This is a genomic window from Mobiluncus sp. (assembly GCF_985070215.1).
Map to the genome: position 1 here is coordinate 101,575 of NZ_CFKZQR010000002.1, position 15,899 is coordinate 117,473.

11 protein-coding genes and 1 pseudogene are annotated in these 15,899 nt (G+C 59.7%); 6 read left to right on the forward strand and 6 right to left on the reverse strand.

All coding sequences use genetic code 11. The features are described 5' to 3' along the window. Positions 1 to 150: 150 nt before the first annotated feature. From AC5LBQ_RS00945 to AC5LBQ_RS00960, 4 genes and pseudogenes are all read right to left on the reverse strand, one after another. Positions 151 to 4,794 carry a lectin like domain-containing protein gene (locus AC5LBQ_RS00945; protein ID WP_493264344.1) on the reverse strand — a complete coding sequence of 1,548 codons (4,644 nt, stop codon included), beginning with the start codon at positions 4,792 to 4,794 and terminating at the stop codon, positions 151 to 153. Between the two features lie 504 nt (positions 4,795 to 5,298). Then, entirely contained in the window at positions 5,299 to 6,111 is an 813-nt protein-coding gene (hemQ, locus tag AC5LBQ_RS00950; protein ID WP_493264351.1) for a hydrogen peroxide-dependent heme synthase, read from the reverse strand. Positions 6,112 to 6,144: 33 nt separating this feature from the next. Next, positions 6,145 to 7,440: pseudogene (locus tag AC5LBQ_RS00955) on the reverse strand (ferrochelatase); the annotation flags it as partial. A 5-nt stretch (positions 7,441 to 7,445) separates the two neighbouring features. After that, a complete protein-coding gene (locus AC5LBQ_RS00960) occupies positions 7,446 to 8,732 on the reverse strand; it encodes a glutamyl-tRNA reductase (RefSeq protein ID WP_491680611.1) in 1,287 nt (428 codons plus the stop codon). 74 nt (positions 8,733 to 8,806) lie between these two features. Between AC5LBQ_RS00960 and AC5LBQ_RS00965 the strand changes: the two genes are divergently transcribed. Continuing rightward, positions 8,807 to 9,964 carry a uroporphyrinogen decarboxylase family protein gene (locus AC5LBQ_RS00965; RefSeq protein ID WP_493264345.1) on the forward strand — a complete coding sequence of 386 codons (1,158 nt, stop codon included), beginning with the start codon at positions 8,807 to 8,809 and terminating at the stop codon, positions 9,962 to 9,964. Positions 9,965 to 9,984: 20 nt separating this feature from the next. After that, a complete protein-coding gene (locus AC5LBQ_RS00970; RefSeq protein WP_493264346.1) occupies positions 9,985 to 11,526 on the forward strand; it encodes a protoporphyrinogen/coproporphyrinogen oxidase in 1,542 nt (513 codons plus the stop codon). Between the two features lie 38 nt (positions 11,527 to 11,564). Here AC5LBQ_RS00970 and AC5LBQ_RS00975 read toward each other — a convergent pair whose 3' ends face one another. Together AC5LBQ_RS00975 and AC5LBQ_RS00980 are read right to left on the reverse strand one after the other, a co-directional pair. Next, positions 11,565 to 11,903, reverse strand: coding sequence for a hypothetical protein (locus AC5LBQ_RS00975; RefSeq protein ID WP_493264347.1), 339 nt, complete (start codon positions 11,901 to 11,903; stop codon positions 11,565 to 11,567). Between the two features lie 29 nt (positions 11,904 to 11,932). Next, entirely contained in the window at positions 11,933 to 12,178 is a 246-nt protein-coding gene (locus AC5LBQ_RS00980) for a type II toxin-antitoxin system VapB family antitoxin (RefSeq protein ID WP_493264348.1), read from the reverse strand. Between the two features lie 91 nt (positions 12,179 to 12,269). Between AC5LBQ_RS00980 and hemC the strand changes: the two genes are divergently transcribed. From hemC to AC5LBQ_RS01000, 4 genes are all read left to right on the forward strand, one after another. Continuing rightward, a complete protein-coding gene (gene hemC, locus AC5LBQ_RS00985) occupies positions 12,270 to 13,391 on the forward strand; it encodes a hydroxymethylbilane synthase (protein ID WP_491680607.1) in 1,122 nt (373 codons plus the stop codon). Positions 13,392 to 13,397: 6 nt separating this feature from the next. Continuing rightward, positions 13,398 to 14,156 (forward strand): uroporphyrinogen-III synthase, encoded by a 759-nt coding sequence (locus AC5LBQ_RS00990; RefSeq protein ID WP_307741993.1) that lies wholly within the window; start codon positions 13,398 to 13,400, stop codon positions 14,154 to 14,156. Positions 14,157 to 14,165: 9 nt separating this feature from the next. Beyond that, positions 14,166 to 15,290: a porphobilinogen synthase gene (gene hemB, locus AC5LBQ_RS00995; RefSeq protein ID WP_491680606.1), complete on the forward strand. Its 1,125-nt coding sequence runs from the start codon at positions 14,166 to 14,168 to the stop codon at positions 15,288 to 15,290. 86 nt (positions 15,291 to 15,376) lie between these two features. Further along, positions 15,377 to 15,899, forward strand: a 523-nt coding sequence (locus AC5LBQ_RS01000) for an aminotransferase class III-fold pyridoxal phosphate-dependent enzyme (RefSeq protein ID WP_493264349.1), incomplete at its 3' end; no start/stop codon positions are given.

A 15,899-nucleotide genomic window follows, 5' to 3' on the forward strand; every position in this document is an offset into this window, starting at 1 on the left:
CCGGAACCGAAATCCCAGGCGACACGTCCAGGGCCACAGCGAGCCGCCACCAAAACCCATCACCGCACCCATAACCGCAACCCTAAGCGAGAAAGCAAAGCCCCCGACGGAATACCGCCGGGGGCTGTCGCTATTTGAGAATCTCAGAGGTTACTTGGACAAAGTCCCCTTCACACTCTTGACAATCTTTAACACCTGCGAGTTGGAGTCAAAGTAGGCCACGTTGGACAGGTTGCCGTCCTTGTCAAGGAAGAACAACACCGGCACGTAGTTGGGTCCCACTACGTTGAACAACGGGTAGCCGTTGAGGTGGAAATCGCTTTCCATGTCGGACAGGCCCAAACGGCTCAACGTATAGCGCACGGTGGAAGAATTCCCGGACAACATAACTTCGGCAAAGTTGAACCCTGACTTGTTGATGTCGTGCAGCTGGCGCCAACTGGCCTGGCAGGCCGAGCAATCCGGACGTCCTAAAGCCACCACGGTCGGACGCTTCCCGTCCAACAAGTCGCCCACCTTGAGCGATTTGCCGTCCAGAGACTGGAGCGCGTAACCGCTCAGATTCTTGCCGTAGGCGGGGCGAATCTTGGAAGCCAAGTCGCTGCCCGACAGGTGCGCAAACTCGCCGTTGGCGGCCCGCTGAGCATAGCTGAGCGTGGTGAGTTCACCGTTATCGCCGGGGTCGACCGGGTCATCGCCGGGATCATCAGGATCCACGGTCGGATCCGGAGTCGGCTTGTTGTCATCCGGGTCAACCGGGTCGGCCTTATCGCTAAACGTACGCTCCACGAAGGCCGGAAGCGTCTCCGCGGTTTGGGCTCCGCCAATGTTGACCAGGCGGCCGTTGGCGTCCAACAGCAGTGTGTTCGGCGTGGTCAGGAAGTCTGCCCGGGCGGCCCAAATGGTGTCCACCGCGTCATAGTAGATATGGGGACGCATGGCTTCCAGACCGTTTTCGGTGATGACCTTGTCAACCATGTTCACGGTTTCTTGCATATTATCCGCCACGGAAGTCACAACTTCGATGAAGTTGTACTGGGTATGGTCAAGTTTCACCATTTCCTTCCAGGTGTTTACACAAGCGCCGCAGCCCGGGTAGCCGAACATCAGCACGGTGGTCTTGTTCGGGTCCACCAATGACTCTAGCGACTTCACCTGGCCGGAGGCGTCCTTCACCCGGTATTGCAAGAAGTTCTTGCCATAGTGGTGGGTCAAGGATTCGTAAGCCACGTCGGTGTGATGCAAGCCCTTGAAATCTCCGCGTTTCTCACGCTGGTCAAAGGTCAACCAAGACAACCCGGAATTGGGCTGAACCTTGCCGTCTGGGGTGACCCGGAACAGAGCCAGACCGTTGCCGTCAACAAAGTTGGCTTTCGTGGCCGTTATCGCTACGCGGTACACCCCGTTGGGGGTGTTAGCCGGCAGTTTCACGTCCATGGTAGCGTCACCGCGGTTACTCATTGTCAAATCCTGGGAGGCAATAGCCTGACCCGCAGCATTCGTGACGATGACTTTGGCATTAGCCTTGCGGATGTAGTTGCCGTCCAAGTCATTGACCAGCACATTGATCTTGGCGGTGTCCCCCGCCCGGTAAGCCGGAGCATCGGTGGAGGCCACGATATCGAGAGCCTTCACATATTCGGGGAACACGGCATCGCGGCCCTCGTTGAGCCACTTGGTCATACCGCCGTTCATCCAGTAAATGTATTTGAAGCCCTTTTCCTGCATGAGCTTGGCGGTGGCCCCGCTGCGAACCTGAGTCCGGCACAGCAACAGGTAGGTTTTGTCCTTATCGAGGGTATCCAACCATTCTGACAGGCCATCGGCATAGTAGTCGCGGTTCACCGCCCCATCGATGTGCGATTCGAGGTATTCAGCCTTGGTACGCATATCCAACAGCATGAAGTCATCCTTGCCCAGGCGCTCCCCGAGCAAAGTCGCGGCTTCATCAGTTTCAATCATCTTGTAGATCTTTTGTTTTCCATCGTTGGGGTCAACCGGATCCGGCTGGGGATATTCGGAACCAAAGACTACCGAATAGTGACCCACACCCCGGTAGTATCCATTCGCGGCGATGGTGACTTCGACGTTGTAGCGTCCTTCACTCATATCCGAATTCGGCTGGATAGAAACCCCAGTCTGACCGTAATAGTTCGTACCTTTCACCAGGTTAGCCTCAAAACCATTAGGACCGGTCACATTGATGTAGGCCGTGGCGTAGGGCAGGGCGTAGCCGTAGGCGTTACGGGTCGTAATCGAAATCTGAGCCCGCTGACCAAAGTCATATTGGGTCGAAGCCGACTGGAAGTACACCATCGGGGTGTAGGGGTTGATTTGGTTGACGACATCGAATGACATCGTCGCCACTCCCCGGTTGAAACCAGGCTGGGTGGTGGTGAAACGTGCCAGGTAGGTACCCGGAACGGCGTTGCGAGCCGTGGTGTAGCTGTAGGTCGTCGCTCCTTGGTAGTTCGCCTGACCCTGATCCGAGTGAATGACCTGACCAGAGGGGTCAACGATGTCCACCTTTACCTGTGCTCCCGCGGCGTAACGTTGCGGTTGCCAGGTACTGACATAGAAGTTGATGGTCCGTCCCCGAGCTACCACAGAACGGTCTGTGGAAACTTTCGCCTTTAAGCTGGGAGCGGTGGGATCAACCTCACCATCGTCAGGTTTCGGCTTGTTGTCGTAAACCGTGTAGGTGAACGACTGGTGAGCCGACTCGTAGCCGTCCTTCGCGACTGCCACGGTGAGGGTGTATTTTCCGGCTACCGTGTTGAGAGAGGCGGGCACCTTGAGGGTGGCCTTCCCATTGCGGTCGGTGATTCCGCTCAAGCCGCGAGAAACGCCCTTCGGGTTGATGACTGTGGCGTTCACGTTGGTGTTTTCCACCGGGATGTTCGCTTGGTCCTTAACCGCAAGGTTCACGTTCAAGCCGTTGTTCTGGGCCACCTGGGTGGCGCTCAAAGTGGCGACCAGTTTCAAGGTGCGCTGTACCGGGGCCGGTTGCGTGACGGTGACCTGTACCGAGGCGCTAATTCCGGAACCGTCAGTCGCCTGCGCGGTAATGGTGGCATTGCCCGCAGCTACGGCGCTAACCTTACCGGAATCGTCAACCGTAGCAACCGCACTATCACTAGAGTTCCACTTCAACACCTTGTTGGTGGCGTTTTCAGGGGTGATGGTGGCTTGTACCGTATCGCTGGAACCGACCTGCAGCGACAGCTGCGAGGGGCTGAGCAGGATACCGTCGACACGCGTCTCATCGCCCGGCTTCGGCGTGCTACCGGCCGGAACAGTGATGGCTTTCAAGCTCACGTTTGAATTGGCGCGGAACCGGGTCAAATCTCCCCAAGAGCTACCGTCGTAGGAAATGTAGGACTGACCGGCGCGAGCGGTGGCACGCGAGGAATAGCCCCACTGCGGCTGCTCAATCGGGATGGGGTAGTTGTATCCCGGAGTAGTCAGCTTCACCATAATGGCGAAAGTGCGGCCTTTTGCGACGGTTAGCGGGTCGAGGTCTACCGTGTGGTAGCCCGCAAAGGTTAAGCGGCCCGAAGCTACCTGGTGAGAGGTGTCAAAACCTTTCGCGGGGGTAAAGTTCGGGTCTACGTAGACTTCGTAACTGGCACCGTTAGAAGGCACGAAGAAACCGGCTTCCTTGACATCCACGTTTTCCTTGGTTGGACCAAAGACGTTGGCAAACCAGCCGGTCGGGCCTTGCCCGATGGTACCGGTCATGCCCAGCGGATCGTAGTACCAGATGGTGCCGTTGTCGGTCTTGGGTTTCAGGACGAAAGCAGCGTTATTGGTTTTGCCCATGATCCCGTCATAGTAGGAAACATAGAAGTAACCGTTGTCGTTGCCCCAGTATTGTCCCCAGGAGTTCTTAACAATCCAGGCCCCGTTGCCCGGCGGACGGTAATAGAAGTTAGAGGCGGAATAGTTATCGTCCCAGCCCAGGATGCTCACCGCATGGTTGGGTGTACCGTAGCCGCGGTCATAATGACCCATGGTGCGGAAGTTCAGGTAGTTCGTGCCGCCATAGACTGTGGTATACAGCGCTCCGTATTCCATCACCGCACGCTTCAAAGTTTCCGTGTCCGCTCCCGAGCGCATTGTCGGCAGGTAAAAGACCTCGTCAATATCGAATTGCCGGCTCAGATTAGACGGGGAACGGAAGTTGTAAGGGTTGTAGGGGTCGTCCTGCTCGGCAACCGGACCGCTCCAGCGCGCCAGGTAAGCCGCCGCGACTTGTTCGGTACCGCCATCATTGGGACCCCAGTCAAAGCCGTGGGTGTTGCGCATATTGGCTTCCGAATAGTCCGGGTTTGAGTCGAGCCCTTTGGATAGTGCAATCGATTCTTCGGAGGAGTTCGCCGCGAAGGACCAGCACGATCCGTTGGGTCCCTGGTCGCGCACCGGGGTAGAGCGGTTCAGTTCGCGCAGATCAAAACGAGCCGGCAGCTCGGCGGGGCCGCTGGAACGCAGCGGAGTGCGCGCACTGCCTAGCAAGTTGTAGTTGGTGTTGATTTTTACCGGGTCTTGGCGCTGACCATTTTCACGACTGCTGGGAGCTCTGAAGGATCTGTCAGTGCTGCGGGTGCGGCTGCGGTCGTGGGTAAAACTTGGGTTCAGCGGAGCGTCACTAACAGTCAAGTCCGCGTTGAGACTGGGATTTGGTTCAGTGTTCGGATCAGCTGCTGCCAGGGTGGGCACTGAGGCACTGAAAGATAATCCCGCGATGGTGAGTAGGGAAACGAACCCCACTTTGATCTGAGATAGTTTCTTCATGATTTTCCTAAACAATAGGTTCTCGGAATCAAGGCCGTTTGCATGACTCCCAGTTTCTATCAGAAACAAAAACCGTTACTGGTAATTTAGGGAGAAAAACTTTAAAAAACAAAAAAACGTTCAAGCACGTTTTTTTCTATTCAAAAATGGAGATAAAGCCGCAGTTCAGAGAGTTTTATTTACAGACCCGTAAAAAAGTCTAAAAATGCGCTATTTTTGTATTCAATATAGCCACCTTCTGAATACAAACGAAGGATTATATTCTTCAACGTACAGAACATGAACGTAAATTTGGGTGCTGCGGACAGCGTCCCTGCGCAGATGCATATTTCGCTGATTGAACAGATTGGTAACGTATGATTCCTGTCGACTACTGCGAATTTGTGTGTTCATTTGCACACCGAGACGGCTCGGGCACGTTAGTATACAACAGAAAAACCCCTGCGGACTGTGCTAAACAGTACCGCAGGGGTCCGTATCTAAGGATGCTTAATCTAGTGAGGACTATTGTCCACAACCGCAGGACGGTTCCTCAGACTGGCCGCACTGGCAGCTCGCATCGTCACGCTTCGGCTGCAAATCCACCCATTCGCGAGGCTCCACGCGCACCCCGGTAAAGAACGGGGTATCGACGCGCACGAACAGGCGAGCTTCAACCTCACGCTGCTTGCGCAGCACTCCCATGACCCGATCCAGGCGGTCAGCCTCTAGGGTGATGGTCCATTCCCAATCTCCCAGAGCAAACGCTGCCAGGGTTGAAACCGCCACGTCATTGTAATCGTGGCCGTTCATACCGTGTTCCTTGAGGATGGCGTTGCGCCGCGCCTTGGGCAGGTAGTACCAGTCCCAAGAGCGCACGAAAGGATAAACTGCGGCGTACTTGCGCGGGGCGAAACCGCCCCAGCAGGCGGGCAGGTGCGATTCGTTGAACTCAGCGGGCAGGTGGCGGCTCATCGCCGACCAGACCGGCTCGAACAGAGCGGGCCGGCCGTGGCACGTCCCGATGGCTCCCACCTTGCGGAAGGCTTCTTGCAGTGCTTCAGTATTATCGGCCAGTGCCCAAATCATCAGGTCAGCATCGGGGCGGAATCCCGACACGTCATACCAGCCGCGCACCACTACGCCGTTCACCGCTTCTTCCAAACGGTGGGTAATGCGTTCCAGACGCTGCGGGTCAGTGGGCAGAGGCCGGGTCCGGCGGAACACCATGTGCAGGGAGTAATTCTCTCTGGCGTTGACTTCGTGATAATCGACCGCGTAATCGCGCGGGTCGCCGGTAATTTCCGGAGCTGTTTGAACGGATTCGGGATGTCCCATGGTTTCTCCTTTGATTGGGGTTGGGTTAACAGTGTGATGAGGATGAGAGTGGATAGGGCGCGGATACTGGCAGCAGTTCGGTCCGCAGGTTTCCGCCAAGGGCGGGTAGGTGTCGGGCTCCACGGACTGCTGGGGGTGTTCTCCGCGCGCGAAGGCGGCCCGTTCGTAAACCAGGTCAGCCAGTTCATCCAGGAACTCAGGGTCAGATTCCGCGGTGGCAGCCCGCCGATATTCCAAGCCCAGTTCCTGGGCGGTAGTGGCAGCCTCGGTGTCGAGGTCATAGACGACTTCCATATGGTCCGAAATAAAACCGAAGGGAGCCACGATGACCCGGCGCACCCCGGAGGCCGCCAAATCGCGCAAGTGGTCATTAATATCGGGTTCCAACCACGCCTGATGCGGGGAACCAGAACGGGAACAAAACGCCAGCGACCACGGCATTTCCAGTCCTTTTGCAGCAAGTCTGCGGTTGATGGCTTGCGCAATCGCGAGGTGCTGGGCCAGGTAGGTCCACCCCTGCCCCAGAGCGTCTTGCTCACGGGTCACCGTCGGCAAAGCATTGAGGGCTTCAGGGGAGAAGTCAGTCAACCGCTTGCGTAAGGCGACGCTGGGCCGGCTGACGGGAGTATCAAAACGGTCGTCAAACAGCGCCGGTTTCCGCACTGCCGGGGAAGCCTCGGTCGCGCTGTGAGCACAGCGGCAAGACCCGGAATGTCGTGCCATCTCCAGGGGAATCGAATGCGTTACGTAAACCAGGTGAACCGGTGAAGGTGACGTTGCGGCGGAGTGGTCAGAAGCGGGAGCCACGTTTAGGTCCCGGGCAGCCGCCGCGATAGCGCGAGCGTTAGCGGTGACAAATCCAGGGGTGTTTGCAAAAGGTCGCACCCGGTCCAGCGTGACTTCACCGGCCACCTCGGGGCGGGCAGCGCGCAGGTCAGCCAGCGCCTGGGCCAGGTTTTCCCGGTATTGCCGGCATCCCGAATAACACGTGTAGGCGGTAGTGAACAGCGTCAAGATCCGGCGTGCTCCCCGGTCAACCAAGTCAATCAGACTTTCGCTGAAGTACGGGTGCCAGTTGCGGTTGCCTACCGTATAGATGAGGTCGTCGCCGAGGCGTTGGTGGAGGCCGGCCAAGAGCTCATCATTGCGGGCATTAATCGGGGAAACACCGCCAAACAGGCGGTAGTGTCCGCCGACTTGTTCCAGGCGAGAATCGGGAATACCTGCCCCGCCGGTAGCATTGCGCAAAAACGGCAACACGTCCTCCGGGCCGTTCGGACCGCCATAGCTGACCAGCAGTAACGCATCGTAGGGAGACAAACTGTGCATGTGATTTACCTGACTTCAGCGTTCAGAGCGGCTTCGAGAACATCGGGAGTTAGTCCCCATACAGTTGCTAGGGCATCAACCCACTCGGTACTCAAACCCGCCTCGGCCGCCATGTGGGCGGAAACAGTGGGAGTATGCGCCAGCTTGGCAATGACGTGATGAATCGCGGCCTCCGCGACTTCCCGAGGAATCATGTCGCCGGCAGGAAGTCGGTCAATCTCAGCAGCAGCTGCTTGTTGAAAAATAGCGCGCAACTGCACGATAGCCGGATCCATGTGGCGTGCGGCCACTGCCGCATCGTACTCGCTCAAGCCGTCTTCAATAATTTCATGCGCCCGACGCACTTGAGACACTGCCAAAGCCGGAACCCGGTGGCGAATATCCTCCAAATCCCACAACGCGACTCCCGGCAGATCTCGCACGCTTTCCTCCACGTCACGATGCAGTGCCAGGTCCAAAATGGTCAAGGAACTGTCGGGGTCGGCCAGGCTGGCGTGCACCTGTTCGCGGCGCAGTACCGGGGCGCCGATTCCCCGCGCGGTGACGACCAAATCCGCCTGCTGCAGCGCCGGCACTAAATCAGCGGCGGAAACGACGCGGGTTCCGTGATTCTTGGCAAAGGCCGTGACCCGCTCGGAAGTCGAAATATTGGCGATGTCGCGCACCCCGCGGGCGCGTAGTTGGGCGACCGTACTTCCGGCATAAGCACCGGTGCCAACCAGGAGAACTTGAGCCTGTCGCCATTGGGGTAAACGACCGCTTTCTTCCGCCACGTCCAGCGCCACGGAAACCACGGAACGCCCTAGTCCGGTCAGTTCAGTCTTGCTGGCGACCTTCCGGGCGGTGGATAGCGCTCCTTCAAACATGCGCACCATCAACCCGTGAACTTCCCCCAAGTCTTGGGCGCGCGTAAAGGAACGGCGCACCTGACCCGCGACCTCGGCCTCACCCACCACCATGGAATCCAATCCCGCGGCAACCCGATACAGGTGCTCGGCGACCGCACGACCCTCAATAAAATTCCAGGCCAGAGTGCCGTTCGGGACATGAGGCGGGTGGGGAGCCTCGAGCTGTTGCGTTTCGGAGGGCAGGTCTTGGGTGGGAACCAGGCGTACTCTCGGATCGGCAGAAGCATAGATTTCCACGCGGTTACAGGTTGAAACCAGCACCAGGGAATGCACTCCCGGGGTCTCGAACCATTCCGATTCCTTTTCCGCAGCTTGAGATGCCGCCTGAGCCACTTCAGCCAAGCTGTGGGTCAGGTGATTGACGGTGTAGAGTTGAAAAGGCATCAACCTTTTTATACCTTAAATAGAATTACCCCCGCAAAACAGTTACTAAGGGTATCCTAAGTTAGGATTGTATTTTGGCTGCAGTTTCTATGGGTCTTGACCCACTATTCTCTGGTTCACGTATGCGTGCCGCGCTGAACGGAATCAGACCGGCTACCACACCCGTGTGGTTCATGCGCCAAGCCGGGCGGTCCCTGCCGGAATATCGTGCCCTGCGCGAGGGAAAATCCATGCTCGCCGCCTGCACCACCCCGGAGATCGCCGCCGAGATCACCCTCCAGCCGGTACGCCGCCACCACGTCGACGCGGCAGTGTTCTTTTCCGATATCGTGGTGCCGCTGTACCTGGCCGGCGCAGACATCGATATTGTGCCCGGCCGCGGACCGGTGCTGAAACAGCCTCTGACCAGCGCCGCCGAGGTAGAAAAACTGACCGAATTGGAAGTTTCGGACTGGTCGGTCATCGAGCAAGCCGCCGCCCATGTCCGCCGCGAACTGCCCTATGAAAAAGTCCTGCTGGGATTCGCCGGAGCGCCCTTCACGCTGGCCTCCTACCTGTTGGAAGCCGGTGGGCCGCGGCGGCGAGAATGCCTGGAAACCCGTGCTTTTATTGAGGCGCAACCCGCCGCTTGGACCAAGCTGGCGACCTGGTGCGCGAAACTGTCCGGTCAGTTCATGAAAGCCCAAATTAACGGCGGCGCCGAAGCGGTGCAACTGTTCGATTCCTGGGCAGGAGCCCTGACAGCAAAGGAATACCGCCGCTTCGCCCTGCCCTACTCGACGCTTGCCTTCCAAGGCGCGCCGGGAGCCACGCACGTTCACTTCGGGGTCGGCACCGCTCACCTCATTGAAGCGATGGGCGAAATCTCCGAGGTCGTTTCCATCGGCTCCGACTTGGGCTTGGACGCCGCCGCTCGGCGCCTGCCCGGGAAAGTCCTGCAGGGCAACCTCGACCCGGACCTGCTGGTTACCGCGGAGCAACCGGCGCAAACTGACGCTACCCCAACAGATGCGAAACCCACTGACCACATGGAGCAAATCTGGCGCGAAGCCGAACAGGTCTTGCAGGCTGGGCTGGCCGCTCCTGCCCACATTTTCAACCTGGGACACGGGGTGAGACCCGACACCGACCCGGGGGTGCTGACCGAACTGACCGCTCGAATCCACACTTGGCGAGCCCCGGCCACGTCCCCCACCGAAAACTCTCAAAAACCCACTAAACCCACCAAGTAACGCTTCTGAAGGGAAACAATATGGCTGACGACGGCTTTGACATGATTATCCTCGGCGGCGGGCTCGGCGCGCTGGCCGCCGGATACGCGGCGACAAAACGCGGGCTGCGCCCTCTCATCTTGGAGGAGCGCGGACGCCCCGGTGGCCTGGTCTGTTCAGGAGTTTTCGGGGGAGCCACCGTGGACATCGGGGCCGAATCCTACGCCACCCGCACTCCTGAAGTCACCGAGCTGTGCCGGGAACTGGGCTTGAACCCGGTCGCTCCCCACAGCGATTCCTGGGTGTGGGACCACGGCCGCAACGATGCCGTGCGGATTCCCTTTGGAACCCTGGGGATTCCCGCCGACCTTGACGACCCGGTGTTCGTGGAGGGACTGACCCACATCGCCGGGCCACAAGCCCTGGAGCGCGCCCGACAGGATTTGACACTGCCCGCGGAAGTCGGCGCGGACGCGAAAAGTTTTGGGGAACTGGTCGAAGCCCGGCTGGGGAAAGCCGTGCTGGACGCATTCGTGACCCCGTTCGCGGGAGGCATTCACTCCACGCACCCCAACGGGCTGGATCCCGACCGGGTCGCACCGGGATTGCGCGCTGCCCTGGCACGCACCGGGTCACTGACCAAGGCGGTGGCCGCCACCCGCAAACCCAACTCGATAGTGGTGATGATGCCCGAGGGCGGCATGTTCAAGCTGGTAGACGAGCTGGTGAAACGCATTACCGACGCGGGGGGACGCATCGACAACCACGTGCGAGTTATGCACGTCGAAGCCGGCATCGGAGCGGAAAACCCGCGTTGGGTCGTGTGGTGCAAACACACGATTTCCAACACCAAGTACCAGGGCGGACCTCCGGAAGAAACCGGTAATGCTTTCGGGCTGGCGACCGACCGGATTGTGGTGGCGCTGCCGGGCAACAGCGCGCTGAAGGTGCTGAACTCGGCCGCGGCCTCGATGCTGCGTCAAAAGTTCCACGCCGAACGCGACCACCGGGACGCTACCCTGCGGTTTGACGCGGCGGCCCTGGAAGAAATCGGTGATTTGACCACCGGATTCCAGCTGCACAAAGGCACCCACGTCATGAACGTGACCCTGGCGGTCAATGCACCCCAGCTGGACAACCCGCCGCGCGGGTCGGGCATGTTGGTCGGGCCTCCGCCCTGCGGACCTGATGAGGACCCGAACGTGTTGCAGGCCAAAGCCATCACGAACTATTCCGCGAAATGGCCCGGCACGATGGCGGGAGCCGCTCCTCACACCTATATCCTGCGGATTTCCTACGGTCGGGAGGGCGACCCGGACGGTTTTGTCTACCAGATTACGGTGGAGCGGGCTTTGGCTGACGCGTCGCGGATGCTGGGAGTGGAACTGACGATGGATCAGGTCCTGGATTCGCGCCGCATCTTTTGGGGCGATGCCATGACCCACCCCAACGCCGAGGAACGCGCCGTGCTCAACCAGATTGCCGCCGCGGCTCAGCGCGTGGAGGGCCTGGACCTGGAAGGCGCCCTGTTTGCCGGGACCGGGATTACTGCCGTGGTCGCTCGCGGATTGCAGTTTCAATAGGCAGGTTCACAAGGGCGGGGCGGACCGTTGCCGGGCGCTCACGCCGCGATGACGTCGGTAGCGCTGAAGTCCGTGCCTTTGAACAGTAGCGGTTCGTTCAGGGCGCGGGAGGCAGCGTAGGAAAAACAGTCCCCGAAGTTTAGCTTGGCCGGCGAGTCCGAGCCGCGGGCGAAATTTTGGATGGCGTGGCGAGCCCAATAGAGGTGGTTTTGATCCACGGGAGTGATTTCAATGCCCAAGGCGTGCAGGACCTGTGGTGGATCACCGTACTTGCGCGCCACGAGTTCAAACTCAACTGCGGTTCCCGCACTGATTTTCGTGTCGTCGCTACGGAGGATTTTTTCGAGATATTCCCGGTAGCCAGGTTCCTTAGCCATAATGGCGATTAAAACTGAGGTATCTACAATCACTTCGGTAATCCGTCCTCATCGTAGAGGTCGTCATCAGTCAAGAAAGTTATCCCTTCCTCCTCCATTTGGGCTTGAATTTCCCTGATGGCCTGCAGTTTTTCCTCATAAGTCGGTCGGCGCGTAGTCTCGAGTTCCCGTTGGGCCAGTTCGCGCACCACGGCGGTCATGGTCATGCCTTTACGTTTCGCGAGTTCGCGAACGTTTTCATACACTTGGGGATCTTTGATAGTCAGCATCGGCATAGAAAAATTCTACCATGAATGCTAGAAAAGCGGGAGGTTGGTTTGCCGCTTCGGTTACAACTTAGCCCCGCTTTGGCTTAAGCTAGAACTTATGCAAACGATTGGCAGCGCTGAGCGTCCGCTCGTGATTGGCACCCGGGCCTCTGCCCTGGCTTTGACCCAAACCCGCACGGTGGCATCCGACCTACAACAGCGCGGGCTGCACGTGAAAGTCCAGACTTTCACTACGGAGGGTGACATCAACCGGGCTTCCCTAGCCAGCCTCGGCGGAGTCGGCGTATTCGCGGCAGCTCTGCGGGTAGCGCTGCTGGAGGGCCACTGCGACCTGGTGGTGCATTCATTGAAAGACCTGCCCACCGTGCCGGTAGACGGTCTGGTGGTGGCGGCCACCCCAACTCGTGAAGATCCCCGTGACGTGCTGGTCGCACGCGACAGTCTGGGTTTAGCGGATTTGCCCGCTGGCTCGCGTATTGGAACCGGTTCGCCGCGCCGGGCTCGCCAGATTGCCCTCGCACGCCCGGATATTACCTTGGTAGACATTCGTGGCAACGTCCCGACCCGAGTCGGACGGGTGAAAGGTTTAGCTGCCGTGGCTGAACGGGCCGGCCTGCAGCCGGGCAAAGCCGCGGAAGATTTGGACGGGGTGGTGCTGGCACGAGCCGGGTTGCGCCGCTTGGGAATGGACGAGGCTATCACGGATAGCCTGGAAGGCACGGTAATACCGGCCGGTGGACAGGGCGCGCTAGCCCTGGAAACCCGTCCCGAACTGCTGGACAGTGAAGAGGGTCGAAACTTCGCCCAAATCCTCAAGTTTGTGGACGACGAACCCACCCATTTAGAGGTTAGTGCGGAACGCGCCCTGCTACGCTACCTGGAAGCGGGCTGCGCCGCGCCCTTGGGCGTGCGCGGAGTGGTGACCTGGGACAAACGAGTCGAAGCACCCTCGGGACGCCTAGAACTGACCGCCCGAGTGATCGGAAATCAGGGCGAAGTCCTGGAAGTCAACGGAGAAACCACCGTACTGCTGGGGGCCGAAACCGCACAGCGTGATTTCGCGCTGGCCGCTGCCCAACAGCTGGGGGTGGATTTAGCTGGGGAACTGTTGGCGGCCGGAGCCGCAACAATCGCCGACCTCAAAGCCACCAAATCTGTACCAACCCAGAGTGGTGCCAATCAGACGGTAGACAATGAAAAGGAATTGTGGGGGGAATAACATTTGATGAAACCTAAACTGTTGGTGCCCAGGGTCCCGGGAGACGTGTTGGCACGGGGACTGGAAAAGGCGGGTCTGCCGGTGGTGTGCGCGCCCGTGACCGAGAAAGTACCCACTGCCAGTGAGGACTGGTATGAGCCGATGCAGCGACTGCAGGACGGGGAATACGACTGGGTTGTACTCTCCAGCGTGGCAACAGCCACGTTCCTGGACGCTCACTATGACCTGGAAGATTTGTTTGCCCAAGTGCAGGTCGCAGCCGTAGGTGCCGCCACCGCCGAAGCCATCCGTCAGCTTGACGGTCATGTTGACCTGGTAGGACCCGATCCAGCCTGCGCCGAGTCGCTGGTCAAGGCGTTTCCGCCGGGGACTGGAACGGTGCTGCTGCCCGGTGCGGTTGGGGCGGCCCCGACCCTGGGACAAGGGTTGAACCGCAAGGGATACAACGTGGAAAAGCTGCGGCTCTATGAATCCGTGTGCCTACCCGATTTACCGCTGGAATGGGAGACCGCCCTGGCTCCCGGAACGCTGACCTACGTGCTGGTTACGGCCGGTTCGGTAGCACGCGCCGCCCACGAACTGCTGACGAAAGCCGGCGTGAAACAATGGCCCGAACCCATCGCTTTCGGGAAATCTTCCGCCACCGTGCTGCGAGAACTGGGCTGGTCTGCCGCCGAGGTTTGTGAAACCACGAACACCGAAGGGGTCGTTCGGGCTTATGAAAACGTTGTTCGAGAACTAGAACAGAAAGCCGCACGAGATTAGGGGATAACCATGACAGGATTACCGCACGCCGCAAATTTGGGGGTAGGACCGACCACCCCGAGCGCTACCGGGGGACGGCACACCGGGACTTCTGAAGCCGGAACTAAGGCCGGGGCGAACGACAAGGTTGTGCCTGCGCGGAAACTGCCCCACGGCCTGACCCCTTTTGTGCGTCCCCGCCGGTTGCGCACGTCTGTGCCGATGCGTCGCCTGGTGGCGGAAACCCGCTGGAGCCCTGAACAGCTGATCCTGCCCGTATTCGTGCGTGACGGGATTAGCGAACCGGTAGAGATTCCGTCCATGCCCGGCCAATACCAGCACACGCCCGAGTCTTTGGCGCAGTTGGGCCGGGAAGCGGCGGATGCCGGCATCGGGGGCATGATTGTGTTCGGGGTCCCCACCGACGCTGACAAAGACGAAACCGGTTCGGCAGCTTGGGATCCCAACGGGATTCAAAACCGGGGCATAGCCGCCCTCGCTGACGCGGTCGGGGACCAGCTGGTGGTCATGGCCGACACCTGCCTGGACGAGACGACCTCGCACGGACACTGCGGACCGTTGCGCCCTGACGGTGTGGTAGACAACGATTGGGCGGTGTCCTGTTACGCGGCTACGGCGGTGTCACAAGCGCGGGCCGGGGCGGCCGCGGTAGGCCCTAGCGGCATGATGGATGGCCAGGTCGCCGCTATCCGTGAGGCTCTGGATGAAGCCGGGTACAGTGACGTGGCGATTATGGCCTACTCCGCCAAATATGCTTCCGGCCTGTTCGGGCCGTTTCGGGACGCGGTCGGTTGCGCCCTGAAAGGCGACCGGCGCACCTATCAGCAGGACCCCGCCAACCGCCGCGAAGGACTGCGCGAAACCCTGCTGGACATTGAGGAAGGCGCCGACATGGTTATGGTCAAGCCCGCCTCGCTGTACCTGGACGTGCTGGCTGACGTGGCCGCGGCTTCACCGGTGCCGGTGGCCGCCTACCAGGTGTCTGGCGAGTATGCGATGATTGAGGCGGCAGCCGCTAACGGCTGGATTGACCGTTCCCGGGTCATCGACGAGTCCCTGACCTCGATTGTTCGGGCCGGAGCGGACATCGTGTTGACCTACTATGCGATTGAGGCGGCGCAAGGCTTGGCCTAACCGAGCCCGCGCCACGGTGAGCTAGCCGAACACGTAACCCGAAAGAACTTGTGACACAGTACTTTCATCACCCAAAGGAGGGCGAAATGACAACGAATGCTGATTTGTTTGCGGCGGCTCAAGCCGTCATCCCCGGCGGGGTCGATTCCCCCGTACGCGCCTACGGTTCGGTCGGGGGCGTGCCGGCTTTCGTGACTCGCGCCAAAGGGCCGCGCGTGTGGGACGCGGAAGGTCACGAGTTCGTTGACCTGGTTTGTTCCTGGGGGCCGATGCTGCTGGGTCACGCCGATGAACGAGTGGTCGAGGCCGTGACGCGCGCGGCTGAGGCAGGTCTCAGTTTCGGGGCGCCCACCGAGTCGGAAACGTTGCTCGCCGAGGCTATCCGCCAACGGGTGCCGCTGGCGGAAAAGGTCCGTTTCGTCTCGACCGGAACCGAAGCGACCATGACCGCTATTCGCTTGGCGCGCGGGGCGACCGGGCGGGATTTGATTATCAAGTTCGCCGGCAACTATCACGGACACTCTGACGGTTTGCTTAGCGAAGCCGGTTCCGGGGTAGCCACCGGCGGTTTGCCTGCCAGTGCGGGAGTACCGGCGGGGGTTTTGGCTC

Coding starts and splice junctions, on each gene's coding strand:
- AC5LBQ_RS00945 (WP_493264344.1), bottom strand. CDS start 4,794: ATGAAGAAACTATCTCAGATCAAAGTGGGGTTCGTTTCCCTACTCACC.
- hemQ (WP_493264351.1), bottom strand. CDS start 6,111: ATGGGACATCCCGAATCCGTTCAAACAGCTCCGGAAATTACCGGCGAC.
- AC5LBQ_RS00960 (WP_491680611.1), bottom strand. CDS start 8,732: ATGCCTTTTCAACTCTACACCGTCAATCACCTGACCCACAGCTTGGCT.
- AC5LBQ_RS00970 (WP_493264346.1), top strand. CDS start 9,985: ATGGCTGACGACGGCTTTGACATGATTATCCTCGGCGGCGGGCTCGGC.
- AC5LBQ_RS00975 (WP_493264347.1), bottom strand. CDS start 11,903: ATGGCTAAGGAACCTGGCTACCGGGAATATCTCGAAAAAATCCTCCGT.
- AC5LBQ_RS00980 (WP_493264348.1), bottom strand. CDS start 12,178: ATGCCGATGCTGACTATCAAAGATCCCCAAGTGTATGAAAACGTTCGC.
- hemC (WP_491680607.1), top strand. CDS start 12,270: ATGCAAACGATTGGCAGCGCTGAGCGTCCGCTCGTGATTGGCACCCGG.
- AC5LBQ_RS00990 (WP_307741993.1), top strand. CDS start 13,398: ATGAAACCTAAACTGTTGGTGCCCAGGGTCCCGGGAGACGTGTTGGCA.
- hemB (WP_491680606.1), top strand. CDS start 14,166: ATGACAGGATTACCGCACGCCGCAAATTTGGGGGTAGGACCGACCACC.